Annotated in this window: 27 protein-coding genes, 2 pseudogenes and 1 riboswitch; of the genes and pseudogenes, 22 read left to right on the forward strand and 7 right to left on the reverse strand. The window is 34.3% G+C overall.

The window, feature by feature from the left end:
* Nucleotides 1-13: 13 nt before the first annotated feature.
* From MHH45_RS01120 to MHH45_RS01135, 4 genes are all read left to right on the forward strand, one after another.
* Nucleotides 14-892 (forward strand): energy-coupling factor transporter transmembrane component T, encoded by an 879-nt coding sequence (locus MHH45_RS01120; RefSeq protein ID WP_088094550.1) that lies wholly within the window; start codon nucleotides 14-16, stop codon nucleotides 890-892.
* Nucleotides 865-2,526 (forward strand): ABC transporter ATP-binding protein, encoded by a 1,662-nt coding sequence (locus MHH45_RS01125; RefSeq protein ID WP_170927970.1) that lies wholly within the window; start codon nucleotides 865-867, stop codon nucleotides 2,524-2,526. The genes MHH45_RS01120 and MHH45_RS01125 overlap by 28 nt, the downstream gene beginning before the upstream one ends.
* Nucleotides 2,499-3,221 (forward strand): ECF transporter S component, encoded by a 723-nt coding sequence (locus MHH45_RS01130; RefSeq protein WP_033671326.1) that lies wholly within the window; start codon nucleotides 2,499-2,501, stop codon nucleotides 3,219-3,221. Before MHH45_RS01125 ends, MHH45_RS01130 begins: the two co-directional genes overlap by 28 nt.
* 214 nt (nucleotides 3,222-3,435) lie before the next feature.
* Entirely contained in the window at nucleotides 3,436-4,146 is a 711-nt protein-coding gene (locus MHH45_RS01135) for a YwiC-like family protein (protein ID WP_016115432.1), read from the forward strand.
* Between the two features lie 46 nt (nucleotides 4,147-4,192).
* Here the strand turns inward: MHH45_RS01135 and MHH45_RS01140 are convergent, their stop codons facing one another.
* Nucleotides 4,193-4,384, reverse strand: coding sequence for a hypothetical protein (locus tag MHH45_RS01140; protein ID WP_016115431.1), 192 nt, complete (start codon nucleotides 4,382-4,384; stop codon nucleotides 4,193-4,195).
* 455 nt (nucleotides 4,385-4,839) lie between these two features.
* A riboswitch (SAM riboswitch) is annotated at nucleotides 4,840-4,938 on the forward strand.
* 102 nt (nucleotides 4,939-5,040) lie between these two features.
* Between MHH45_RS01140 and MHH45_RS01145 the strand changes: the two genes are divergently transcribed.
* From MHH45_RS01145 to MHH45_RS01160, 4 genes are all read left to right on the forward strand, one after another.
* A complete protein-coding gene (locus MHH45_RS01145) occupies nucleotides 5,041-5,301 on the forward strand; it encodes a hypothetical protein (protein WP_003202914.1) in 261 nt (86 codons plus the stop codon).
* A 280-nt stretch (nucleotides 5,302-5,581) separates the two neighbouring features.
* A complete protein-coding gene (locus MHH45_RS01150) occupies nucleotides 5,582-5,971 on the forward strand; it encodes an SWIM zinc finger family protein (protein WP_016115430.1) in 390 nt (129 codons plus the stop codon).
* Nucleotides 5,972-5,994: 23 nt separating this feature from the next.
* Entirely contained in the window at nucleotides 5,995-6,570 is a 576-nt protein-coding gene (locus MHH45_RS01155) for an NAD(P)H-dependent oxidoreductase (protein ID WP_016115429.1), read from the forward strand.
* Nucleotides 6,570-6,923: a hypothetical protein gene (locus tag MHH45_RS01160; RefSeq protein ID WP_016115428.1), complete on the forward strand. Its 354-nt coding sequence runs from the start codon at nucleotides 6,570-6,572 to the stop codon at nucleotides 6,921-6,923. The genes MHH45_RS01155 and MHH45_RS01160 overlap by 1 nt, the downstream gene beginning before the upstream one ends.
* Before the next feature lie 63 nt (nucleotides 6,924-6,986).
* Here MHH45_RS01160 and MHH45_RS01165 read toward each other — a convergent pair whose 3' ends face one another.
* The 4 genes from MHH45_RS01165 to MHH45_RS01180 form a co-directional block, all read right to left on the reverse strand.
* On the reverse strand, nucleotides 6,987-8,333 hold the full coding sequence (locus tag MHH45_RS01165) for a short-chain fatty acid transporter (protein ID WP_016115427.1): 1,347 nt from the start codon (nucleotides 8,331-8,333) through the stop codon (nucleotides 6,987-6,989).
* A 105-nt stretch (nucleotides 8,334-8,438) separates the two neighbouring features.
* Nucleotides 8,439-9,701 carry a serine hydrolase domain-containing protein gene (locus MHH45_RS01170; RefSeq protein WP_016115426.1) on the reverse strand — a complete coding sequence of 421 codons (1,263 nt, stop codon included), beginning with the start codon at nucleotides 9,699-9,701 and terminating at the stop codon, nucleotides 8,439-8,441.
* Nucleotides 9,702-9,801: 100 nt separating this feature from the next.
* Nucleotides 9,802-11,001, reverse strand: coding sequence for an MFS transporter (locus tag MHH45_RS01175; protein ID WP_088094549.1), 1,200 nt, complete (start codon nucleotides 10,999-11,001; stop codon nucleotides 9,802-9,804).
* Nucleotides 11,002-11,015: 14 nt separating this feature from the next.
* Nucleotides 11,016-11,435 (reverse strand): MarR family winged helix-turn-helix transcriptional regulator, encoded by a 420-nt coding sequence (locus MHH45_RS01180; RefSeq protein WP_016115424.1) that lies wholly within the window; start codon nucleotides 11,433-11,435, stop codon nucleotides 11,016-11,018.
* A gap of 174 nt (nucleotides 11,436-11,609) precedes the next feature.
* Between MHH45_RS01180 and phaZ the strand changes: the two genes are divergently transcribed.
* From phaZ to MHH45_RS01195, 3 genes are all read left to right on the forward strand, one after another.
* Complete coding sequence (gene phaZ, locus MHH45_RS01185) at nucleotides 11,610-12,527, forward strand: intracellular short-chain-length polyhydroxyalkanoate depolymerase (protein WP_170927969.1); 918 nt, start codon at nucleotides 11,610-11,612, stop codon at nucleotides 12,525-12,527.
* Nucleotides 12,528-12,647: 120 nt separating this feature from the next.
* Nucleotides 12,648-13,844, forward strand: a complete 1,197-nt coding sequence (locus MHH45_RS01190; protein WP_016115422.1) for an MFS transporter — start codon at nucleotides 12,648-12,650, stop codon at nucleotides 13,842-13,844.
* The gene (locus MHH45_RS01195) at nucleotides 13,828-14,028 is read left to right on the forward strand and encodes an NETI motif-containing protein (protein WP_016115421.1); all 201 of its coding nucleotides are present in this window, start codon (nucleotides 13,828-13,830) and stop codon (nucleotides 14,026-14,028) included. The genes MHH45_RS01190 and MHH45_RS01195 overlap by 17 nt, the downstream gene beginning before the upstream one ends.
* Before the next feature lie 511 nt (nucleotides 14,029-14,539).
* Here the strand turns inward: MHH45_RS01195 and MHH45_RS01200 are convergent.
* Together MHH45_RS01200 and MHH45_RS01205 are read right to left on the reverse strand one after the other, a co-directional pair.
* Entirely contained in the window at nucleotides 14,540-15,829 is a 1,290-nt protein-coding gene (locus tag MHH45_RS01200; protein ID WP_016115420.1) for a DUF5068 domain-containing protein, read from the reverse strand.
* A gap of 321 nt (nucleotides 15,830-16,150) precedes the next feature.
* Nucleotides 16,151-16,498 (reverse strand): hypothetical protein, encoded by a 348-nt coding sequence (locus tag MHH45_RS01205; RefSeq protein ID WP_016115419.1) that lies wholly within the window; start codon nucleotides 16,496-16,498, stop codon nucleotides 16,151-16,153.
* 577 nt (nucleotides 16,499-17,075) lie between these two features.
* Here MHH45_RS01205 and MHH45_RS01210 point away from each other — a divergent pair.
* The 11 genes and pseudogenes from MHH45_RS01210 (at nucleotide 17,076) to MHH45_RS01260 (ending at nucleotide 22,898) form a co-directional block, all read left to right on the forward strand.
* A complete protein-coding gene (locus tag MHH45_RS01210; RefSeq protein WP_016115417.1) occupies nucleotides 17,076-17,531 on the forward strand; it encodes a YrhA family protein in 456 nt (151 codons plus the stop codon).
* Between the two features lie 93 nt (nucleotides 17,532-17,624).
* Nucleotides 17,625-18,086 (forward strand): ankyrin repeat domain-containing protein, encoded by a 462-nt coding sequence (locus MHH45_RS01215; protein WP_016115416.1) that lies wholly within the window; start codon nucleotides 17,625-17,627, stop codon nucleotides 18,084-18,086.
* 44 nt (nucleotides 18,087-18,130) lie between these two features.
* A pseudogene (locus MHH45_RS01220) lies at nucleotides 18,131-18,298 on the forward strand (T6SS immunity protein Tdi1 domain-containing protein); the annotation flags it as partial.
* Between the two features lie 79 nt (nucleotides 18,299-18,377).
* The gene (locus MHH45_RS01225; RefSeq protein ID WP_016115415.1) at nucleotides 18,378-18,848 is read left to right on the forward strand and encodes an Imm30 family immunity protein; all 471 of its coding nucleotides are present in this window, start codon (nucleotides 18,378-18,380) and stop codon (nucleotides 18,846-18,848) included.
* A gap of 74 nt (nucleotides 18,849-18,922) precedes the next feature.
* A pseudogene (locus tag MHH45_RS01230) lies at nucleotides 18,923-19,027 on the forward strand (DUF6985 domain-containing protein); the annotation flags it as partial.
* 477 nt (nucleotides 19,028-19,504) lie between these two features.
* The gene (locus tag MHH45_RS01235; RefSeq protein ID WP_016115414.1) at nucleotides 19,505-19,825 is read left to right on the forward strand and encodes a DUF3895 domain-containing protein; all 321 of its coding nucleotides are present in this window, start codon (nucleotides 19,505-19,507) and stop codon (nucleotides 19,823-19,825) included.
* 296 nt (nucleotides 19,826-20,121) lie between these two features.
* The gene (locus tag MHH45_RS01240; protein ID WP_016133087.1) at nucleotides 20,122-20,901 is read left to right on the forward strand and encodes a hypothetical protein; all 780 of its coding nucleotides are present in this window, start codon (nucleotides 20,122-20,124) and stop codon (nucleotides 20,899-20,901) included.
* Nucleotides 20,902-20,920: 19 nt separating this feature from the next.
* Nucleotides 20,921-21,634: a pentapeptide repeat-containing protein gene (locus MHH45_RS01245; protein WP_016115412.1), complete on the forward strand. Its 714-nt coding sequence runs from the start codon at nucleotides 20,921-20,923 to the stop codon at nucleotides 21,632-21,634.
* Between the two features lie 187 nt (nucleotides 21,635-21,821).
* Nucleotides 21,822-22,202, forward strand: a complete 381-nt coding sequence (locus MHH45_RS01250; RefSeq protein WP_016115411.1) for a hypothetical protein — start codon at nucleotides 21,822-21,824, stop codon at nucleotides 22,200-22,202.
* Nucleotides 22,169-22,486 (forward strand): HNH/ENDO VII family nuclease, encoded by a 318-nt coding sequence (locus MHH45_RS01255; RefSeq protein ID WP_016115410.1) that lies wholly within the window; start codon nucleotides 22,169-22,171, stop codon nucleotides 22,484-22,486. Before MHH45_RS01250 ends, MHH45_RS01255 begins: the two co-directional genes overlap by 34 nt.
* Nucleotides 22,470-22,898 carry an SMI1/KNR4 family protein gene (locus MHH45_RS01260; protein WP_016115409.1) on the forward strand — a complete coding sequence of 143 codons (429 nt, stop codon included), beginning with the start codon at nucleotides 22,470-22,472 and terminating at the stop codon, nucleotides 22,896-22,898. The genes MHH45_RS01255 and MHH45_RS01260 overlap by 17 nt, the downstream gene beginning before the upstream one ends.
* Nucleotides 22,899-23,073: the final 175 nt, after the last annotated feature.

A 23,073-nucleotide genomic window follows, 5' to 3' on the forward strand; every position in this document is an offset into this window, starting at 1 on the left:
TTAGGTAAAGGTTATGAAAATTATCTTTTCTTCTTTACATCCTTTTGTGAATTTTTTTTATTATATTGGGGTGATGATACTATGTATGATGTGTCTTCACCCTCTTTTTTTAATGGGTGCGATTATTATGATTGTACTGTTAAACATCATGCAAGGAAATGGCGAGAAAATAAGAACAATGTTACCAAGTACGTTTCTTTTCTTTGTAATGGTGATTGTGTTAAATCCTTTGCTAACGCATAGGGGAGCGACTACATTGTTTCGTTTAGGGGATAATCGAATTACATTAGAAGCGTGCATGTATGGATTCATAATGGGATTATTGTTACTTGCTATTATGTTCACATTTACTTCCTATAATGATGTGATTTCAAGTCATAAATTTTTGTATTTATTTTCACGGATTTCACCGAAAGTTGCGTTACTAACAATGATCACAGTGCGTTTCGTTCCTTTATTTATCCGGCGTTTAAGACAAATTACACTTGTTCAAAAGACAAAAGGAGTGCAATTAGATTCAGGCTCATTCATAGGGAGAATCAAAAATGGAATGAAACTCTTGCAGGTGTTGCTTGTTTGTTCTTTAGAAGATGCATTACAAACGGCAGATTCCATGCAAGCGCGTGGATTTGGAGTGACGAAGCGTAGTACGTACATTCGATATCGAATGGAAAGGCAAGATTGGTACATACTTGCGTGTTTAGCAATTTTATTACTAAGCTGTTTTGTGTTCAATTTTTACGGTGCTGGCAAACTATTAATCTATCCAAGAGTGGAATCGCTTGTATTTCAGCAATATGATGGAATATTATTCGTGTTATTTATACTGTTTATTAGTTTACCAATCATAATGGAAGGGGGGGAATGGTTATGGTGGCGCATGCAGAAATAAAAAATTTAGCATTTACGTATGCTGATGAAAAAGTACAAGCATTAACGGGCGTTTCCTTGAGGGTCTCTCAAGGTGAGTTTATTGTGCTTGCTGGCCGCTCAGGATGTGGTAAGACAACACTTTTGAAACATTTTAAGAAAGAGTTACTCCCAATTGGAAAGTGCACAGGCAATATGTATTATAATGGAACTTCTTTACTGGAGATGCCAGACTTATTGTCAGCACAAGAAGTGGGAATGGTATTTCAAAATCCTGAAAATCAACTTGTTATGGATACGGTAATTCAAGAATTGGCATTTTCTCTTGAAAATGTTGGTTTAGAGACAAGTATAATTCAAAAGAGAATCGCTGAATTAATTAGTTTTTTAGGGTTTCAAGATTTGTTACACCAGTCTGTTCACACGTTATCGGGGGGACAAAAACAACTTGTTAATTTAGCGGCAGTTCTTGTTTTACAGCCCAAATTATTACTCCTTGATGAACCGACAGCACAGCTTGATCCAATTGCAGCAAAAGATTTTTTAGGGTTATTGAAACGAATTAACGAAGAACTCGGGATTACAATTATCATGAGTGAACATCGTTTAGACGAAGTAATGCCACTAGCAACTCGAGTTGTGTTTATGAATGCTGGGGAAATTATTTATGATGGAATCCCGCAACAGGTTATATCGAAAATGTGGACAGTAGAAGAATTTCGACCGTTTATCCCTCAAATTCCAAGATTGTTTTTAGAATGGAATGTAGAGCAAATACCCTTTACGGTAAGGGAAGCACAAACACAAATTCATTCTGAGTTATCTATCGAACATGAAGTGCCAGTTATATCACGGGCAGAAAAAAAAGAAGTGATTTTACAAGTAAAACATATATCCTTTCAATATGAAAAAAATAGCCCTTTTATTTTAAAAGATTTAACGTTATCGATTGAGCAAGGGAAGTGGACTGCGCTTGTTGGGAAAAATGGTACTGGAAAATCAACACTTTTAACCATCTTGGCAGGATTAAACAAAACTAGAAGAGGAAAAGTACGGTGGAACGGAACGGAGATTTATAAAATTGATTCAAAGGAACGATTTAAAAGAATAGGTTTTGTATCGCAACATCCATATTATCATTTTACATTTGAGACGGTGTGGGATGAAGTTTTTGAAAGAGCGAATGAATTATATGGTGATAATGGGAAAAAAATAGCCGAAGATATGTTAAAACGATTTTGGCTTCATTCTATTCGAGATCGTCATCCACATGATTGTAGTGGGGGAGAACAACAGTTAATCGCACTATGTACAGCTTTATTATCGAAGCCAAGTTTATTATTACTAGACGAACCGACAAAAGGGCTTGATCCAGAAAAAAAAGAAAAATTAGGTGTGCTGTTTCAAGAGTTACAAAAAGAAGGAACAACAATTGTGATGGCAACACATGACATTGAATTTGCAGCTAAATATGTTGATCATTGTATGATGTTATTTGATGGGAACGTAATTATGGATGATACACCAAAGAAATTCTTTAGTGATAATTTCTTTTATACAACATCTATTAATCGTTTTATTCGCAAGCAATTACCTTATGCATTAACGTGGGAGGATGTGTACAAATCGTGTCCAAACGATATTTTGCTCTCATAATGCTTAGTTTCATTATTGCAATAAGTACGCTTCTCTTTACTTCTTTTGTAACAGATAAATATTATATTTGGTGTAGTTTATTTTTATTATCCATTATCATGTTACCTTTTTATATACGATTTGAGAGGAAAGCATTTGTTTCACGTGAAATAGTCATTGTAGCTGTTTTAGCAGCAATAGCAGCAGTTAGTCGTGTACCGTTTTCCATTATGCCGAGTGTACAACCAACATCTTTTGTTATTATTGTATCTGCAATTGTTTTTGGAAGTGAAACAGGCTTTATGATTGGGGCAACGGCAGCACTTGTATCTAATATATTTTTAGGACAGGGGCCTTGGACACCGTGGCAAATGTTTTCTTGGGGAATGATAGGTTTTATAGCTGGTTTACTTCGAAATACATTTATAATGAGAAAGTTATGGGGGAGAGTCATCTATGGGTTCATAGCCGGTTTTGTTTTTGGCTGGATTATGAATTTGTGGGGGATACTTGGCTTTTTAGAAGGATTAACATGGAAAGACTTTATTGCATACTACGCTGCAAGTTTTTACTTTGATCTAGCTCATGCACTCTCAAATGTAATTTTTCTTGTTTTGTTTGGCTCATCGTGGATTAGAATTATTACAAGGTTTAAAAAGAAATATGGAATTTTAGATGATGATAAAGAGCTATTATCTCAAGTAAACAAAGCATAAGTATATATCATAAAGCATAAGAATATAAAGTAGGGTCGCGACTTACATATTCGTTTGCCTCTTTCATGCTTCTTACCACTGGTGAGAAGCATTTTTTCATACATATTATATTGTGAAAAATGTCAAGAAATCGATTTAATATGCTTCGATTTTTATATGAGATTTTTTATATAATAGTAAATGAGAAAAAATTCAAAGAGGAGATGCCATATTCATGAAGCTAGTTGTTCCAAAGCAGCACGGTGCATGGGGGATGCTGCTGATTCCGTTTATACTTAGTGTAATACTTGGTAAACCTACTTTCTATCATATTCCACTCTTTATCGCTTGGTTATTTATCTATTTAGCAACGTATCCATTTTTGATGTATATGAAGCAAACGCGAAAGAAAGAATTTTTACATTCAGCAATTATTTATTTTATTATTGCATGTGTCTTCGGTATACTATCTTTACTATACGAGTGGAAAATTCTTTTCTTCGCAGCTATTATGATTCCGCTCTTTTTTGTGAATATATATTTTGCTCGTCAAAAAAGGGAACGAGCTTTAGTAAATGATATTTGTGCAATACTTGTTTTTTGCATAGGTGGTTTAATAAGTTATTATTTTTCGATGAAAACAGTTGATGAAACAGCATGGTGGATTGCAGCAACTTCTTTTTTATACTTTTTAGGTAGTACATTTTATGTGAAAACAATGATACGTGAAAAGAATAACCCGACCTATCGCTATGTATCATGGGGATATCACATTTTCTTAACTGTTGCATTGTTTGTAGTAAACCCATGGCTTTCTCTAGTTTTTATACCTAGTCTAGTTCGAGCAATTATATTATATGGTAAGAAAATATCTATTTTAAAAGTAGGGGTTTTAGAAATCGTTAATTCTGTATATTTTTTAATTGTCACGGCAATACTGTTTTAGTATGCCATTTGAGTTACATCCCATCTAGTAAATAGATGGGATGTATTCATTCTTGTTCCAAAATATGAACCGTATGATCACATTTTTGTAAGGCGTGCTCCACAGCCTGCAAGGATTGTTCTATACGTTCTCGATTATCAGTTTTTTCGACTGTTTGTAATGCGTTTTCTAAAGATTGTTTTGCTTCATGTAAAGAATGATAAGAATCTTGAACATATCCACGTGCGTTTTTGTTCATTATATATTCCTCCTTTATCCCGCTATTTGTGGGCAGTAATACTCCTACCTCAAAATTCGGTGAAAGCATTGTCCGGCTCTAGCGGCTAAAATCTCCGGTCGTTTCGTCCCCTCGGACGAGGAAAAAAGCGCCTCTCTGTCGGGGGCTCCAACGTCCTGTGATTCTGAGCGAGCCGCTTCCGCTTTTCTAAAGAAGTTAGGTGGGAGATAAACTGCCAGTAAAAGCCCGATTGGTCGGGCTAATAATCAGTGGGGGATGAAGAAAACCCCCACTGATTAAAGTTTCACTTTATTGCATACACTTCTAGTATGAGCGTTAGAAAAGAAAATATAACTTGTTTTAAATGTTTTATCCCTGCTATTACAGATAGTAATGGTTCAATTGATTAAAGTTTCACTTTATATGATTTGACAATTGAAATGAAAATGGCTATAGTAGGCTATAAAGTGAATATTTTCTTATCCAGAGAGGTGGAGGGACTGGCCCGATGAAACCCAGCAACCGCGATGCAGGTGCTAATTCCAGCAGAACATATTTGTTCTGGGAGATAAGACGAAGATATATACGTAACTTCTTCTTATCGAAGAGGTTTTTTTATTGCAAAAAAACCGATTCTAAAAACAACAGAATAAGAAGAAAGGGGTTGCAATTGTACTGTGACACTTGAAAAATACGTAAAGCTGCGTAATGCAGTATATGAATATATGATGGAGCAAGATAAACCAATATCACTATTAGATATTCAAGAACATATCGTTTCGCATCATGAAGGAAAATTCACGAAAAAAATGTTACACCAATTTTATTTATCAAGGCTATTAGACGAACTGAAACTGGATGGGAAAATTACTTTAGCTGATGAAGAATATCTCTATGCTGAAAAAGGGGTATATTATAAGGCGCGAAAAGGGAGCTAGTCTCTCTTTTTTTTATGTTATAATTTATCTGAAAATTAAAAGGAGTATGTAGAGTAAAAGACTGCTAAAGCAGCCTGATACAAGGGAATGGTGTTGAGTGTGTAGTGTCAAAAGTTGAATATGCCCTGAAAGAGGCATTTCATTCGGCTAAAAACGAAAAGAGACACCTTCGCCGAGTAGGTGTCAGTTGTTGTGTCATGTAGGCTTGCTACTTGACATGTATTAGAATATCATGCAAACCAGGCGGAGTCAAAAGGGAATTTAAGGAAAGGTAGATGTTATGTACGCTTTTTTAGTAACTGAAATGAAAAAATGGATTTCTAGGCACATTATAGATAGAGGATACGAATATTATGAGGAGGGACATGTAGAGGATATAGAAATACATAATGGTAAAGTATTTGCGTTCGTCACAGGGAATTATGGGAATTATGAAGTAATCATTGATCTTGTAGATTTTATGGGAAGTAGTTGTGAATGTCCTTATGAAAAACATTGTAAACATATGGCAGCAGTTGTGTATGCAATTCAAGGTACTGGAGAAAGGAAGATTAGGGAGAAGTTGCAGATGTTAGAAAAAGAGGAATTGATGGTAATCATGCAGAGATTATTAATGAGTTCTAAAAATGTAATGATTGTAGAGAAGATATTACAAAAAAGGAAATTTTAAATTAAGAAAGGTGTTGTTTGGAGATGAATGTACTAATCATATATGCACATCCCAATCCATCTAGTTTCAATGCATCCATTTTAGAACATGTACAAAAAGGATTGCAAAAAACAAATCATTTTGTTACATTGCTCGACCTTTATAAGGAACAATTTAACCCAGTACTTATTTTTAATGAAGATAAGAGAAGACGTGATTTAGTATATGAAGAAGAAACAGAAAAATATAGAACATTGGTTAAAGAGGCAGATTCTTTTATCTTTATTTATCCAATATGGTGGTGGGGGATGCCTGCTATTTTAAAAGGATTTATTGATCGTGTTTTTGTTGCAGGATTTGCATATAAATATGAAGGGGTAATACCGAAAGGATTACTTACAAGGAAAACTGCGTGGGTTATCAATACACTAGATTCACCACTATGGTACGTGGCACTATTATATCGCTCTGCTGATTGGGTGATTATGAAAAAGGGTATTTTACGATTTTGTGGTATACGCCAAATAAAACGTTCAGTCTTTCAATCTGTAAAAACAAGTAAAGCAGCAAAACGTGAAAAGTGGCTTATGGAAATCTACCAAAAGGCTAAAAATTTATAATGAAAAAAATAGAAAATATAATGAAATGCTGTAATCGGAATGATGAATTGTTTCGTACGTATATAGCTTGTTTATTTCAATTGAAACATCATAATGAAGCGTTTAAAAAGGTATGCCAAGAATTAAGAGCAGATTATTTAGTAAGGGGAATTTGTGAACGAGAAGTTGAGGGGATCATCAAGGAAAGTAAAGAGTACAAAATGTATGATTTACCGAGAGTATTAAGGTGGGATTTTTTACGAAATAATCCATCAATGATTGAAAATGTTTGTACGACGTTATTTACATATAGAAGATTAAATCTTTCATGTGAAGAATGGATAAATGTAATAAGGTGCATAGAAAAGAATTGATTTATATAAAAGTTATTATGTAAAAAAGCTAGTATAAAACTAGCTTTTTTGTATGTTTTAAAATCAAATAAAAAGAAAACATAAACCGATAACTACGCCAGCATAAAGTAGATTAACAACACAAAATCCCATAATGTCGCGCGCACTTAAACCGGCAATTGCTAAAGCTGGTAATGCCCAAAAAGGTTGTATTAAGTTCGTCCAAGCATCACCCCAAGCGATTGCCATCGCAGTTTTCGCAGCAGGTACACCAAGTTCTGCGCCAGCTGGAATCATAATAGGAGCTTGTACAGCCCATTGACCGCCTCCAGAAGGGACGAAAATATTTACAATTCCCGCACTTAAAAATGTAAATAGAGGGAAGGTGGTTTCATTAGAAATGCTAATAAAGAAATTAGAAATCGCTCCTCCTAGAGAGAGCCCTTCGCTATTTGCCCCAATCATCATTCCCATAATTCCTGCGTAAAATGGAAATTGGAGTAAGATGCCAGAAGCACTTTTCGTTGAATCTGAAAAAGCACGAATATATTGAATAGGGGTACGATGAAAAATAAGACCAGTGATTAATAATATAAAAATAACGATATCTAGCGTGAGATTAAAACCTTTCGTACTAAAATAATGAAAGATATAGATAAGTCCTAATAGCCCAATGCAAATAGTCATCCAAATACTATTTTCCATCTTCTCAGCAAATGTACGAGCCTCTATTTCTTGGGTAGCCGCTTCTTCTTGAAATACACTCGGATTAACAGTAATCGTATGATTTTCATCAGGGTGCATCGCTCTATTTATAAGCGGCATTGTTACTAAGAAGATGATTACAGGAACAATTGCATACGGTGAAAATAATGTTTCTGTTATTGGGATTGCTTCCTTTATACTTCCAGCGGTTGTTTTAATTAATGTTTCTCCCCCAGATGCTAAAGTAAGTGGTATAGAGGCAGAAAGTCCCGCGTGCCATATAAGAAAACCGGAATAGGAAGAAGCGATGGCAAGTCGATAATCTAAGCCTTGTATATGCTTTGCAACTTCCTTTGCATATAAAACGGACACAACAATGCCAAATCCCCAGTTTATGTACGCACCTAGTAAACTAACAATAGAAATAGCAATAATACCTTGTCCGCTTGTTTTCGGCAATTGTGCAGCTTTTGCTAAGCCTTTGCGAATAAGTGGAGCGTTAGCTAAGGCAGAACCTGTAACAAGTACGAGTGCCATCTGCATGGCAAAGGCTAAAAGGCCCCAAATTCCATTCCCCCAATGGGCAATCATTTCTACTGGTGACTGCTGCGTTGCAAACATTCCAAAGAAGATAACAAAAATCGTTAGTAAACAAGATAAAATAAAGGGTTCTGGTAAAAAGCGCTGCACAAGAGCGACACAACCATTTGTAAAAGAACGAAACAAATACATCAACCTCCTTAAGTTTATTTCTTTACATATTCGCTATAGTCAATGGGATAACCTCCATTAAACTGAAGATTCAGATAAATGATAAATAAAGAAAAGCTTTCACTCCTGTGAAAGCTTTTCTAAGTGTTTTGCAATTTGTACATACATATTGGAATAAGTAGCATGAACATCACTGCTCGGATTCGCATTTGAAGAAAAATGTACAATTACCATATTCGCTTTGGGATCTATATAGAGACATTGTCCATAGCTTCCCAATACTTCAAATGCACCGTGTTCATTATGGGAAATCCACCATTGATTATGATAAGAAATGGAAGCACCAGGCCAGATAGCTAACTCGCCTTCTCGTATGCTTTTTATATCTTCTGGAATAGAAGAAGGTAGAACTTGTTTTCCATTATATTGACCGTTATTTAAAATCAATTGACCAAATCTGGCCATATCTCTTGCAGTCGCATTCAAACCGGCGCTTGCTTGTTCAACTCCTGTTTCATCAGTAACATAATAAGCGTTTTCTTCCATACCTATTTTGGACCAAATTTGTTCACCGACATTTTCAGCTAATGATTTACCAGTTACTTTCCGAATGATCCAGCCCAGTGTTTCGGCAGAACCATTATTATATGAAAACTCTGTTCCAGGTGGTGCTGTTTCTTTTGCTTCTCGCAACATATCATAAATTTTCATTGGACCGTCATAGTTTTTAGAACGAGGAAGGATATTACTAGCTAAATATAATTGAGCATCTTGATTTTCTAATCCCCGTTGTATATACCCATGTGTCGGGTATTCAGCAGAAATCTGCATGTCCATTAATTGTTGAATCGTTGCTTTGCCGAATGGAGTATTTCGTAATTCTTTGATGTATGTTTCAGCAGTCGAATTTCCATTGATGAGTCCTTCTTCGGTTAATGATTGTATAAGCGCACCAGTAAATACTTTCGCTAAAGATGCCATTCCATGCGGTTCATTTTGTTTATATCCATTGAAATACTGTTCATAAACAAGCTTGTCGTTATGCACGACGACAAATGCATCTGTTTTATTCTCATCTAATAGCTTCTTTAAAGGAACATTTCCTCCGTTTTCTTTTTGAACAGAGAAATCATCTAAGTTTTGTAATGCAGTAGGGAATGTGGCTACTTGTTCAGGGTTATTTTTCACTTCACTTGTTAAAGCTAGTTCTTTCATATGTGTGTATGACCAACGCAAATAGGGATCTTGTAACCAATTTTCCTTTGTCACGTTCTCTTTAGAAGGGGGGACTTTATTTTGTTTAAAAAATGCAAATCCAAGCCCTGTTACGACAAACAATAGTATAAGTATAAGTAATAAAAAGGGAGATTTTTTAAAGTTCATATATATACCTCCTTGTTATTTCTACAGTAAGTATACGCTCGTTTTCTTAGAAATACAAAATAAGGAAAGTAAACAGAGGAGTTTACTTTCCTTATTGATGTTAAGCTGATATTTTTCCATCTGTAAGTTGCTTTTTGAATTTTTGCTTTCTGCCATGTAAGAAGTAATAAATAAGTAATGTAAATGCAACGATAATGGCAGCAATGAAATACATATTATGATAACTTGATTTTGCAGCTATTATACCTAAAATGAAAGAACCAAACCCAATACCGCTATCAAAGAATGAAAAATAAGTAGCAGTTGCTGAGCCGCGTCGATGGTTTGGAGCCGCAGAAATAGCAATGGTTTGGAAACTTGGAATTAATGTTCCATAGCCTAAACCAATTAATACACCTGCACCAAGGAACCAAAATGACGTTTGTGCTTGGCTTAAGATGAACATTCCAATTGTGAAAATAATAATCGAAGGATAAACAAGTACATTTTCACCGAAACGATCAAATATCTTTCCTGTAAATGGGCGGGAAAGCACAACAACGAGTGCGTATACGATAAAGAAGTAACTTGCAACTTCTCCTAAGCCAATTTCTTTTGCGTAAATAGGAATAAAAGATAATATGCCACTATAAGAAAAAGCAAGAACAAATCCTGTAAGAGCAATTGGAACAGAAGAAGGTTCAATTAAATCTTTCCATTTCATTCGTTCACATTTTTGTTTACTTACTGGCTTTTCATGTGAGATATTTACAAGTAAACCTAATAGAAATGCTAGTAATGAAAATACAGAACAAACGATAAATAGAATAGTAAATGAAAAGTGCGAAATAATCGTTAAACCTAAAAAAGGACCGATTACCATCGGCAGACTCATAAATACACCGAAATAGGCAAGTGCTTCACCGCGTCGATGAGGCGGTGCGACGTCTGTTACAATTGTACTTGTTGCTGTAGTCGCCATTCCAAATCCAATACCATGAAGGAAGCGAAGGGCAAGTAATAAAAATAAACTTTGTGCACCGAAATACATCACGGTAGCTGCTAAAAATAATGAAAGAGAAATAAATAAGATTTTCTTTCTCCCTAAATCGTCAAGCCACTTTCCGGTAAATGGGCGGCATAGGACAGAAGAAATAAGGAATACTGTTGCGACTAAACCAATTTCTTCGGGTTTTCCTTTCAGGCCCTCTATTACATAGACGGGCAGGGTGGTCATAAGCATGTAAAACGTTAAAAAGAGAAACAGACTACTAAAACAAGTTCCAAGGAAGTCCTTCGTCCAAAGTCTCTCACTTTGCATCGTCATCCCTCCAATTAATCATCTAAATTTTTAATAATAGCTTCTAGTACTTGAAATGCTCGCTGCAAGTCTTCTTCATTAATATCCTGCAACGTTTTTTCTTCAAAAGTATTAACTTCTTCTTGCCATACGGGAATCATTTCCAATGCCGTTTCTGATAAGGAAATGAGCTTTTCACGGCGATCTTTTCCCTCAGTTCGAATGATCCATCCCATCGTTTCCATACGTGTTAATGTACGAGTCATCGTTGGAGATTCAACGTTTAAGTATTGACATAGCTCAGTTTGTGTACAAGGCCCCGTTTGATTGATTCGGAAAATAACAGCCCATTGTGCACTAAATAAACCTGTTGGTGACACACGTTCATTAAATTTCTTCGTAAACTTTCGAGAAGTTTGACTGACAATGTGAAAAAAATGTTGTTTTTCGTCCATGTATTTAATCCTTTCAAATTAGTTACCTAGCTAACTATATACCTCTTTACCATAATTGTCTAGCGATAGACATGTTGTTTTATGTAAAAATTTTGTATCGTTTTCATATTGAGAACGTACATTCTATATGGTATTCTAAAAATAAGTTTACAATTTTCTTTCTATTATAGTTGAATGGGGGAATGTATGATGATTAAGCCTGCAACAATGGAATTTGTTTCGTTATCAAATGGAGAAACAATCGCATACCAAGAAGTTGGAAGGCGAAATAAAGAAATACTTATACTCATTCACGGGAATATGACATCTTCACAGCATTGGGATTTAGTCATTGAGAAATTACAAGATAAATATCATATTTATGCCATTGATTTAAGGGGCTTTGGGAAATCGACATACAATAAGCCAATAGATTCATTGCAAGACTTTGCAGGTGATATAAAGCTATTTATAGATGAGCTACAATTGAAGAAGTTTTCACTGATGGGCTGGTCAATGGGTGGTGGCATCGCGATGGAGTTTACGGCTTGCCATACGGAGCTTGTAGAGAAACTTATTTTGGTAGAATCAGTTGGAATGAAAGGATATCCAATCTTTAAAAAGGATATTAATGGTCAGCCTATCGTATCCACGTTATTAAAAACAAAAGAAGAAATTGCACAAGATCCTGTTCAAATTGCTCCTGTACTAGATGCCATTAAAAATATGAACAAGCTCTATTATCGAACGGTTTGGGACTTACTCATTTATACACATAACAAACCAGATCCAGAGCGCTATGAAAAATATTTAGATGATATGTTAACACAGCGTAATTTTGTTGATGTAAACTATGCTTTAATTACATTTAATATTTCAGATGAACATAATGGAGTCGTGCCTGGAAATGGATATATCCACCGTCTGCAAGTTCCAACTCTTGTCGTACAAGGAGATCGGGATTACGTTGTACCGCAAGTGGTAGGAGAAGAATTAGCGAAGCATCTTCCGAACGCCGAGTTAGTCATATTAGAGGATTGCGGGCATTCGCCGTTTATTGACTGTTTAGATGAATTTACGCAGCATGTTACAAATTGGTTGGAATACAAATAAGCTGAGCATATAAAAGGAGGTTAGAAGCGGGTTTTCTAACTTCTTTTTATATGCTTACACATTGTTGCTTAAAACGTTTATAATGAAGGCTGGTGAACATGTAAAGGGAGAGGGAACAGGATGTCAATACGATTTACATTTTGGATTATGGTGGGGATTGTTGCGATTTCTGGATTATCGCAAGGGATGCTTCTACCAGCTATCGCGATGATTTTTGAACAAGAAGGAATTCGTTCTAGTATTAATGGAATCCATGCAACTGCGTTATATATTGGAATATTATTTATTTCGCCATGGCTTGAAAAACCGATGCAGCGGTTTGGAATGAAGCCAATTATCGTAATCGGTGGATTTCTCGTTATCATTTCATTATTCTTTTTTACACAAACATTTTCATTCTGGATATGGTTTTTACTTCGCTTTCTAGTAGGAATAGGGGATCATATGTTACATGTTGGAACGCAAACGTGGATTACAACGACATCTGATCCAGGTAAAATTGGAAGACAAGTATCTATATATGGAGTGTTTTTTGGTATCGGTTTTGCAGTAGGACCATACTTAGCGAGTACTGTTCAGTATGGACTTGCAACTCCATTTATTGTATCGACGATTCTTTGCTTAATAGGGTGGTTGCTATTACTTCCAACTAAAAATGCTTTTCCAGCTCAAGATGAAACAGGGAAAGAAAATGAATCATCGCTTTCTCGTTATAAACAAGTATTTATTCTTGCGTGGATTGCACTTATTGGACCTTTAGCATACGGTGCGCTAGAAGCAATGCTGAATAGTAATTTGCCAGTATATGCACTTCGAAAAGGTTGGTCTGTTTCTGATGTATCCTTCTTATTACCCGCATTTGCAATCGGGGGAATTATTACACAAATTCCACTTGGTATATTAAGTGATAAATACGGGAGAGATCGCATTTTAACGTGGACATTCAGCATCAGTACAATCGTTTTCTTACTTGCTGCGGTGTTTGACGGGTATTATTGGATTGTATTTGGGTGTATGCTCTTAGCGGGCATGGTAATCGGTTCATGTTTCTCATTAGGGCTTGGCTTTATGACGGATTTATTACCAAGACACTTACTGCCAGCTGGGAATATATTATCCGGAATTGCCTTTAGTATAGGAAGTATTATGGGTCCTGTATTAGGAGGCATATTTATAGAGAAAATACAGTATACAAGCTTTTTTATAGCGGTTATGATAATAATGGCAATTATTGCACTTCTATATATCACATATATGAAAAGTCAAGTCGCATCAAGAAAAATAGAAAGTAGGTTAGGGCATGACAAAACAACCTAATAAGAAAAAATTTGAAGTACAAGAGAATGAAACCATTACAGATTGTTTAGCTCGTATGGAACGTGAAGGATATGCACCTTCACGCCGCATGGAAGAGCCAATCTTTCATGAAGTGAAGAAAGATGGACAAACAGTTGTAGAACCGTGCGGGAGAAAAATTGTTTTTGAAGGAAAGTTGAAGTAAGGAGAGGGGTCTTTGTACTGTACCTCAAAAGTTAGACTTTAATCGGAGTGATTCCTCACTCCGATTTTTCTTTTCGTTTTAATCTAGTTTCGATACGATTTCAAGTATGAACATTGGGATTTTATGGAATCATAGTTCGATCGTGTGTTAATATATGAGAGAAACAGGTCATTATTGTAATGACCTGTTTTTTATTGGAATATGTAATTAATCTGTTGCCCTAGGTGTACACAAATAATAAAGTCGTTGTTGAATTGTAATAAAGTCACTATGTTTTAAAAAGAGATGCGATGTTTATAAAAAAGTCGCACCGTTTTAAAGATAGTAATACCGTTTGCAAAAAGGTTACATTGTTTTATTCATTTTTGATTAAAGAATTCTAAGTGAGTTTTAATCAAACTTTATTCTAAACTAACAACAAGTAAAGAACCCTCTTCGTCAGCTTGAAGAGGGTTCAGGGGTATAGCTACATATTTAGTTTTTTGTGTGAAACCGTTGGGAAATATCTATTCTATTTTGGTAATGTAAATTTCACTTTGTGTCCTTTTGAAATGTCTTTTGCATCCTTATTCATCATAGGACCTAATTCAATCTCAAAGTTCTTGTTTTTCCATATCTTTTCATATTGCTCCTGGTCTAAAATGAAAATCTGTAATAACTCTCCAGATGTTCCAGTTTTAATCGAATCATTATATTTGTAATTTAGTAACATACCTTGGTTGAGCGTATATTGTGCACCATCATTAACTCTTAATGTAGAACTTATTGAAGACGGCGAAATATCTTCGGTCTCTTTGTTATCGAGTTTAAATTTAACTGTCAATAAAACAATTCCATTTTTGAAACTTCCAAATCGAGGGGCTTCAGCGGAATTTGGTGTGAATTTGGTAAATTGATATCCATCTAATGTAACCTTGGTAGCACCTAATTGTTCACTTTTATTAATGTTTGATTTCTCATTTAGCATTGTCTTCTCGCCCATGTTTTCAGCTGTTGCTTTATCTTGATAAAAAGTTTTATCTGTTGTAACTTTTTGATCACCTTGTTTATTTAAACTTAATGCCAAATTTCCAGCACTTCCAATTGGGGCGTCATATTTTCCTTTATTCGCTTGTGCTTCAGGAACTTTGGCTGAAACTGTCGATAGCTCTAAAATTTTTGTTAAATCATCTTTACCAAATGGATATGCAATATAACCAGAAATGCTTTCCCCAGCTTTTACTAAATAATTATTGCTTGGAGATAGCTTTGTAGGTAATTGTTCTTCCTTTGGAATTAAATCCTTATAGTTACTGTAATCTCTCTGAGCACCTGTAAATGTAATATTTATATTTGGCATATAATAAACATCTTTATTTGAATCATTCTTTACAGTATAGTGTGCAAGAATAACTCCACCATTTGTTTGGTCGTTAAAAGGAATATTAAAATCGGTATGAAAATCATTTAATTCAACTAACGTGTAGTTGTCAAGTGATACTGAAACATCTTGTAACTTATGTACTTGCGGTTTTTTGTTTTCATAAAGGACTTTCGTTTTCCCTTGTGTTTCTTTTTCCATATATGAGATAAGCTTTGAATAATCGTTTGATGTAGCTTTCGTATCTTTAGATTCTTTTTCTTTTGATGTATCCGTTTTTTCTTCTTTATTTTCTTTTTGTGAATCTTTTTTCTCTTCCTTATTTTCTTTTGTCACATTCTTTTTTTGTTCGGTAGTTGCTTTATCACTTTGACCACAACCAGTTATCATAAGAGCTGTAACCATCGCAACAGAAAATAAAGACATTAATTTTTTTGACATTCCTCTTCCCCCTGTTTTTCCTCTATTAAACTTTTAATCTACACTATCAGATGATTGGATATATCCCCCTCCCTATAAGCCCTAAGTTTTATTATAGAGAAAGAATTTCCATTTTACTACCTTTTTCCTGTGTTTTACAGTATCCAAATCCCTTATGATTTTGTATAAAAAAGTTAAAATGTATGTGCTATCTGTTTTTGAACTACTCACTACTTAACATCCTCACGGACTGTTTGAAGTGGGAGATTCCTAAGTACGGATATTGAGTGATAATAAAGTTGTTTAATTTCAGAAAGTGAATCATCAATAATAGCCACTTTTTTAAACTCCAAAGTGAATCATATATTTATTCTCTTCTTTTGCTTGAATAATTTTTTTAGCTAATTCGTTAAGATCAGCAGATTGCTTCATACCTTTGTAAGATATAACCACATCTAAGAATTGAGATAATGATTCAGGTGGAATAATCGTAATACCATAATACGCTAAACCGTATTCGGAACGTTTTAACGAATGAAAATACGTTTTCATTGTTGATAAGGATTTAAGTAAATTGCTGATAATATCATCATTTATACAAATACAGTTATGTACATCTGGAGTGTAACTCTTGTAAGTCTTTTGATTATTAATGTCATTAATTATGCCAAATTCGTGATTTAAAGCCATAAATTCAAATCCCCTTTTAATAATTTACTTGACTAACCAAATATCGAAATATTCTTATTTTTATTATACCGAGAATCATTAAAAGATGGAGTGGGTTCTAATTTTTACCCCGTTTTTTTAAACAACTTTATTGAAAATTAAACAACTTTATTATTCCTAAACATCATAGAATTGAAGAAAAACTATGTTTTTTAAACATCTTTAATAACCATCTAGCAAAGTGATTGCTAGATGGTTATTGTATTTCTAAGAAAAAAATTAAACAAGTTTATAATCTCTATACATTAATCAAATTGAATTTTCGGGTATTTAAAATTAAAAATACTAAAGGGGGATTTAATTATGAGTAATATTGGTAACAAACAAGTTAAGAAGTGGATTTTTCGCAACGCCGGAGCTACAAGGAAAATATCTAATAGAACGTTCACTTTAGAGGAACTTCAAAAAAATATTTGAATGGCATGAAAAAAACAATGGGGAGTTTGAAACTAATGCCTTATGATGGTTGTACCATTATGGATTACTATGTGCAATTCTAGCATAGAAAAGGAGTAAATATTTATTAGAAGGTGAATTTATGTGGAGAGAGAAAGTTAGTCAGATTTCCAAAATAAGAGAGAAACGAAATCGTAAACTCAATTTACCTACCAATGAAAACGAGTTATCGAGATTTCGTAAATCTGTAGTAGAAAAATTTGGTGAAGAGATACTGCCACAGCAGTACTATGAATTTTTACAAACAGTTAATGGAATTGAATTTAATGGACTTAAAATGTATGGGATTGATCAAAAGTTTTTGGATTCTGAGCCGATAAATCAGGTAGATTGTTTTTTTGCTGCCAATGAAACATGGGAGTCAATTAAAGGCGAAGATGAGCTGGTTTTTTTGGGAGATTCAGATATAGCTTGGTATTGTTATAATGTTTCTAAGAAAAGTTTTGTTGAACTAGATAAGCCTTCAGGTGAGCATATGGAAACTTTTTGCGATTTTGATACTATGCTTGAATCTGCTTTCTCTACAGCACTTAGTTAAAGGTACAAGTCGTTGGCAACTATTGTTGGAGCACACAAAGCCTGATCAATCACTAACTGTTTAAACTAGATAAAGATAGTGTAGGGGGATTCTATGGATAGTAAGGAAAAAGCAGTGAAAATCTATGATTTAATTAAGAATGGTGATATAGAACAAGCGAAAGGGATAATTATTACTGATAAAGATTTGCTTGATGTTGTAACGCCTTTTGGAACGTGGCTACATGTTGCGGCTAGAGCTGGTAAACTGGAAATGATAAAATTTCTAGTTGACTCTGGTATGGATATTAACATAAACGAAGGTGTACCAAAGTCTGTGCCTATTGCACATGCAGCTAGTGAAGGTGAAATTAGTATTGTAGAGTACTTATTTGATAATGGTGCAGTATTAGATGTTAGTGACCCAAATAGAAATCCTCTATTCTCAGCGATTTATGGTAGGCACTTTGATATTGTAAAGTATCTTGTTCAGAATGGTATTGATATTACTGTTAAGTATACAGGGGATACTATGAAAGATATGTGGGCTTATGAATTTACTATTGAAAGAGGGTAAACAGAAATTGCTGAATATTTAAAAATGAGTACTTGAAGTGGTAACCATATCTTGATGCAGTAGAAAAGTATGGGACTCCAAAATATAATAAATGTTTCGGGTATGTACCTCTTCTTGGACTAGGTGGATCAGAAAAAGTGGAAAACTTACAACAAATAAAACTTATTGAACATATTAATTTAATTACTCAATTCATGGGACCAATTGAATAGAGATTTAAATGTAATAGTATGAAAAAGTAATATTCTATAATATCTAACTTGATTAATTCATTTAAAAGGAGTAGTTTATATGGATTGCAAATTTGAGATTAAGAGATTATATAGTTGTAGGTTTCTAACAAATCAATCGGAATGTGAAGAGTTTGACAATGCATTAGAAAACTTAGCAGATTGTGATGATGAAAAACTTATTAAAGAGTTGTGTCTGGTATTTGAGGATGAAACACAAGAGGAAGAAGTTATGTTTGGCCTAGTTCATTTAATTGAAGATTTTGAGGTGGGAAAATATTTAACGGAGATGCCTAAAGCTTTACCAAAAATGGTTGAGAATGCAAAAGAATGGGCAATGCTACTAAACAAAAGAATTTTAAATAATGATTTGTATAGAATTGAGTATGCTAAAATTCTTGTAGGAATGAATAATGATATAAAATTAACAGTAATCAATTTGCTCAATGAAATTATTGCTGATAATCCTAAGAAATTTGAGAGCGCTGCCAATGAGGTTCTTAGTAAATTAAAAGATGCTGATCAAAAATAAATAATGATGAGAAATGGGTACATGGATGTGAAAAATTCATGTATACCAGGTTTATGGAAAAATAAACGGGGATTATTGGGCTAACATTTGATTGTGCATGGGACATAGAAAATGGATTAGGTATTCGTTTAATAAATGAAGAAGTAGCTAGGATAGGTTACCAAGATGTTGCGATTTAAATAGCAATTGAAAAATGGGACTCTATTAAGAGAAAGAGAATAGTTAAGAATAAAAATACACCTACTATATAGGTGTATTTTTATTCTTGAAAACCACACATGTATTGGAGATTTTTCTCGAGTACAGTGTATTACATTAGAAATCATGCGTATACATAGGTTTGGGCACATAGAATGATTTTCTATAAAAATAAGTACAGGATAAATTTAAAATCTAAGTAGATTGCCCTTTGGTTAACTTAGATACCTTCCACCAGGTTCACTATTACTTTCAGTCCTATTGTAACGAATTCTACAATAGATGGTAGAACGTATATTTGGTATAATCAAAACATACTATTTGAAACGATGTACATGAGTTATGAAATTCATGTAATAAGGTAAGGACTACATAACAATAACTAGATTTTAAAGTTCTAGTACATATAGGCTTCAGTTAGTGTTATACAAATCCACCATTAGAAAGGAAAAGATGTAATGAATCAAATTGCATTTGAAGATTTATTTGAAGAAGAAAAAGTGGAGGTAGCTGAGATACCAGTACCTTTATCGCCATTGCAAAAAGATATTTTGGGATTACTTAATTCCGAAGAAATAAGTGCATTGGAGCTATGCGAACAATTAATACGATCTGGTAAAATACCAGATGAAAGATTCACAACTGATAAGCCCAAAGCATATGGACAAGTATGCTTAATATTAGAAGGTTTTGTTACGGAAGGGAAACTTACTTTTATCAAAAATGATGAGAAAAGAGATAGGGTATATAAAATGAAAGAAGAAGTTTCTAACACATAAGATGTACAAATCATAGTAATGAAATAAGGAAGTCCTCATATTTATGTCGTAAGCTTTTTTAAGTTATTTTCACATAAACGTGAGGACTTCTTTGCAGAGGGACACAAACTAAAATACTGATGTAGTTTTTACTTTTTGAAAATATACAAGTTACTAGGAATGTTAAGTTATTTACGAAATTGAACACTTGCGACAGTTACAGCAAAGTCATAGCGTAGTTTGCTGCTAAATATAAAGATATTGAATTAGAAGTCATAATACTCAAATGGCCATTTAGTATTAAGGGGAGGATATAAATGAAACCTAATTATTTTTCAATTGCAATGTATCCCACAGTATCTTTTAATCAGGAAGAGATACTAGGGCGTATTTTGGATGTGTTTGAGTCAAATGAAAAAGTTGCTCCTACTCATTGGAGCAACTGTGAAACGGTACGGGTAGAATATAATCGTGAGGAAATTATTGAAAAAGTGATTTCGGAGCGTAGGGTATCTGAAGTTCACCTCTATCGTGATAAATCTGTTAACTATAGAGGGAGTTTTGAAGTTAATTTGAGCCATGGCTCATTTTTAGAGTTTGAGTTTCATAAATCTATACCCCAAAAATTGTGGCCGGATTTTTTTGAGTTATCCGACCAAATCGCAGAAATCGTGAAACCAAGTTATGGAGTGGCGCATATGTTTTGGCCAGTATCCTATCCGTGGAATACCGAACGTGAACGCTTACATAAGTGGATGAATATGTGTTCTCAACCTGTACCAGTTAGGTTTCTTCCTAACGGTCCCTTGGGGGTAGGAACTAGAACATATTTTAGTAGTCATGTTTTGGACATGTTTGATAAGGAATTATTACTAAATAGTCCAGCTGTGGTATCAGAACTAAATTGGGGTGGTATGTGCATAGATCTTTTAAAGAACCCATTAGAAGCTGATATTGATACATTGCTTGATAGTTGGTTACATGTAATGAAATATTTGGAACCAGCTCAAGTAATGGCTATACCAAGTTTTGGTGATAATGGAAGGGGAGTATTCTTCTCTCCTAATGTTGCTTGGAAGGACCATCTGAAAAGCTAAATGAAAGGAGGTAGTAATAATGAACGAGAAGAATAATGATAGAATAAGAGTCATGGAAATATTAAATCGATCTCAATACAATGATGAGGTTATAGATCAGTTAGATATGAGTGATTTGGACCTTACTTTTTCAGACCTGTCAGAGGTAATGGGAGATCGTATTATGGCAAAACGGGTCATGTTAAGGGCTTCTTCATTAATGAGAGCATCGTTTTCTGATTGTGATTTTGAGTTGGCTGATTTCAGAAGTTGTAATTTAGAGGAAATACACATTGCAGATTGTAGGTTTGGCGAAGCGGATTTCTCTAAAGCAAATATGAAATATGCAAAGATAAATATAAGTAGTTGCTTCGAGACTTGTTTTGATGAAGTTGATTTTTCATATGGAGAATTAGTTGGAACAATTTTAAATCATGCTACTTTTTGCCATGCGAATTTATATAGAATTGATGCAAAACAGGCCGACTGTACGGGAATGGATTTTAGCAGCGCGAATCTTACAGAAGGTAACTTTGAAAAAGCGTATTTAGAAGATGCAAATTTATCAGAAGTAGATGCTAGAAATGCAGATTTAACAAATGCAGATTTAACAGGAGCGACCCTTTTAAAGGGGAATTTTACGGATGCGAATTTTACCGGTGCCAAACTTGATAATGTGGTTTGGAAGGGAGCAAATGTAGAAGGAGCTAAGTTTGACGAAAGTGTGAAGGAACAAGTATTAAAAATGATATAGAAGCTGATATATAGAAGGCTTATTCCATTTAGTAAGAGAAATAGGTCTTTTTTCTATGGATAAAAAACAAAAAAAGAAAAATTTAATGGTTACAGAAGGACAGAACAAAATGATTGGGGAAGGGTAGCTAAAAGAAAAGAGTTGTCTCATAATTTAATTGATTATGTTAAAAAATAGAAATCACAAGATGTATCAGTTTAGCGCAAGAATGGCCGAGGTTGTAGATTATATATTAGCTTCCCTCAAAAAGGCTATGAACCAGCTGGAAACGGTGTATTGGCAGGGAAGCAAGGCGGTGAGCCCAGGAAAGGTTACCAAGTGGGTTAATAAGCATCATGCAGACAGTAGTAAGAGGATCAATGATGAGATTAAGGAGCTTGAGGCTTCGCTTGCTAAGGGTACAGGAGATGATAGCACTTATCGACACCTTAAAGATTATGAAAGTAATACTTATTTTACTAGAAGTGTAGAGTATAATGCAGGTAAAGAAGGAAAAGGCTTTAGTTATAAAGTCTATCAAAGAGGAGATATTGATTGGAATATGGTTCGAACAAAGGGAGTGGATTAACAAATGCAGAAGCAGCTGCTAAGTATGGTTTAGCACCTATCCTTGATAATGCGGGTAGTGTTGCAACGTTACATCATTCGCAACAAAAAGGAGTGGGTCCATTATTTGAAACATCGACTAGGTCTCATAACATTAGTAATGCCAAAAGGGCACCATTACATCCGTATAAAGGGAAGTTAAATCCATTTTATCGCATGGATGAGCCAATAAGAAGAGCACTCCAAAAAGTAGATTCTGTAAATTATTGGAAAACTGGAGGGGATTACAATGAATGCTTTGCCTGATAAATTAGACCAAGCTCTTGAAGAAGATATTTATAAACGTGAAGATAAGAATAAAGTGAAGGAGACATTAACTAACCTAGGTGTAGAAGTATCTGATACATTCAGAGAATTTTATTATCGGTATGCAGGACCTTTTTGGGAAGAACACGTTCCTTACGAGTTACTAGATGTTGTAGATGAAGAGAATAGTATTGAATCATACACAATTATTGCTCGAAATGAACATGGATTTCCTAAAAAGTATCTAGTTTTAAGTGAAATGTCAGCAAATGCCGTACTAGTACTTGATAGTGTAACTGATAAAGTTTACTCGGTTAATTTTGAAGGTGGAGATGAGCTACTTTTAAGCGGAGAGTTAAAGGAAACTTGGCCAGCATTTTATGTGTTTTTAAAAGAATATTTTAACTGTTAGATGGAGATTAAGTTAATGTTGGGTAAAATGATTTTACTCACGATGCTAAGTAAGCGCAAGGGGTTATAGTAACTTTATAAGCTTATATATGTATGAAAACGATAAAGCTCTTGTAAACATACAGGTGAAGAGAATTTATTTGAAGTTGATAAAAAATGAATCAGTTGTTTAAAAG

The organism is Bacillus sp. FSL K6-0042, assembly GCF_038006685.1.
Classification (GTDB): Bacteria; Bacillota; Bacilli; order Bacillales; family Bacillaceae_G; genus Bacillus_A; species Bacillus_A pseudomycoides.

Excerpts from the sequence above, each read along its gene's own strand:
- MHH45_RS01120 (WP_088094550.1), top strand. The coding sequence starts at position 14 with ATGAAAATTATCTTTTCTTCTTTACATCCTTTTGTGAATTTTTTTTAT.
- MHH45_RS01125 (WP_170927970.1), top strand. The coding sequence starts at position 865 with ATGGTTATGGTGGCGCATGCAGAAATAAAAAATTTAGCATTTACGTAT.
- MHH45_RS01135 (WP_016115432.1), top strand. The coding sequence starts at position 3,436 with ATGAAGCTAGTTGTTCCAAAGCAGCACGGTGCATGGGGGATGCTGCTG.
- MHH45_RS01140 (WP_016115431.1), bottom strand. The coding sequence starts at position 4,384 with ATGAACAAAAACGCACGTGGATATGTTCAAGATTCTTATCATTCTTTA.
- MHH45_RS01150 (WP_016115430.1), top strand. The coding sequence starts at position 5,582 with ATGTACGCTTTTTTAGTAACTGAAATGAAAAAATGGATTTCTAGGCAC.
- MHH45_RS01155 (WP_016115429.1), top strand. The coding sequence starts at position 5,995 with ATGAATGTACTAATCATATATGCACATCCCAATCCATCTAGTTTCAAT.
- MHH45_RS01160 (WP_016115428.1), top strand. The coding sequence starts at position 6,570 with ATGAAAAAAATAGAAAATATAATGAAATGCTGTAATCGGAATGATGAA.
- MHH45_RS01170 (WP_016115426.1), bottom strand. The coding sequence starts at position 9,701 with ATGAACTTTAAAAAATCTCCCTTTTTATTACTTATACTTATACTATTG.
- MHH45_RS01175 (WP_088094549.1), bottom strand. The coding sequence starts at position 11,001 with ATGCAAAGTGAGAGACTTTGGACGAAGGACTTCCTTGGAACTTGTTTT.
- MHH45_RS01180 (WP_016115424.1), bottom strand. The coding sequence starts at position 11,435 with ATGGACGAAAAACAACATTTTTTTCACATTGTCAGTCAAACTTCTCGA.
- phaZ (WP_170927969.1), top strand. The coding sequence starts at position 11,610 with ATGGGGGAATGTATGATGATTAAGCCTGCAACAATGGAATTTGTTTCG.
- MHH45_RS01190 (WP_016115422.1), top strand. The coding sequence starts at position 12,648 with ATGTCAATACGATTTACATTTTGGATTATGGTGGGGATTGTTGCGATT.
- MHH45_RS01195 (WP_016115421.1), top strand. The coding sequence starts at position 13,828 with ATGACAAAACAACCTAATAAGAAAAAATTTGAAGTACAAGAGAATGAA.
- MHH45_RS01200 (WP_016115420.1), bottom strand. The coding sequence starts at position 15,829 with ATGTCAAAAAAATTAATGTCTTTATTTTCTGTTGCGATGGTTACAGCT.
- MHH45_RS01205 (WP_016115419.1), bottom strand. The coding sequence starts at position 16,498 with ATGGCTTTAAATCACGAATTTGGCATAATTAATGACATTAATAATCAA.
- MHH45_RS01210 (WP_016115417.1), top strand. The coding sequence starts at position 17,076 with ATGTGGAGAGAGAAAGTTAGTCAGATTTCCAAAATAAGAGAGAAACGA.
- MHH45_RS01215 (WP_016115416.1), top strand. The coding sequence starts at position 17,625 with ATGGATAGTAAGGAAAAAGCAGTGAAAATCTATGATTTAATTAAGAAT.
- MHH45_RS01225 (WP_016115415.1), top strand. The coding sequence starts at position 18,378 with ATGGATTGCAAATTTGAGATTAAGAGATTATATAGTTGTAGGTTTCTA.
- MHH45_RS01235 (WP_016115414.1), top strand. The coding sequence starts at position 19,505 with ATGAATCAAATTGCATTTGAAGATTTATTTGAAGAAGAAAAAGTGGAG.
- MHH45_RS01240 (WP_016133087.1), top strand. The coding sequence starts at position 20,122 with ATGAAACCTAATTATTTTTCAATTGCAATGTATCCCACAGTATCTTTT.
- MHH45_RS01245 (WP_016115412.1), top strand. The coding sequence starts at position 20,921 with ATGAACGAGAAGAATAATGATAGAATAAGAGTCATGGAAATATTAAAT.
- MHH45_RS01250 (WP_016115411.1), top strand. The coding sequence starts at position 21,822 with ATGTATCAGTTTAGCGCAAGAATGGCCGAGGTTGTAGATTATATATTA.
- MHH45_RS01260 (WP_016115409.1), top strand. The coding sequence starts at position 22,470 with ATGAATGCTTTGCCTGATAAATTAGACCAAGCTCTTGAAGAAGATATT.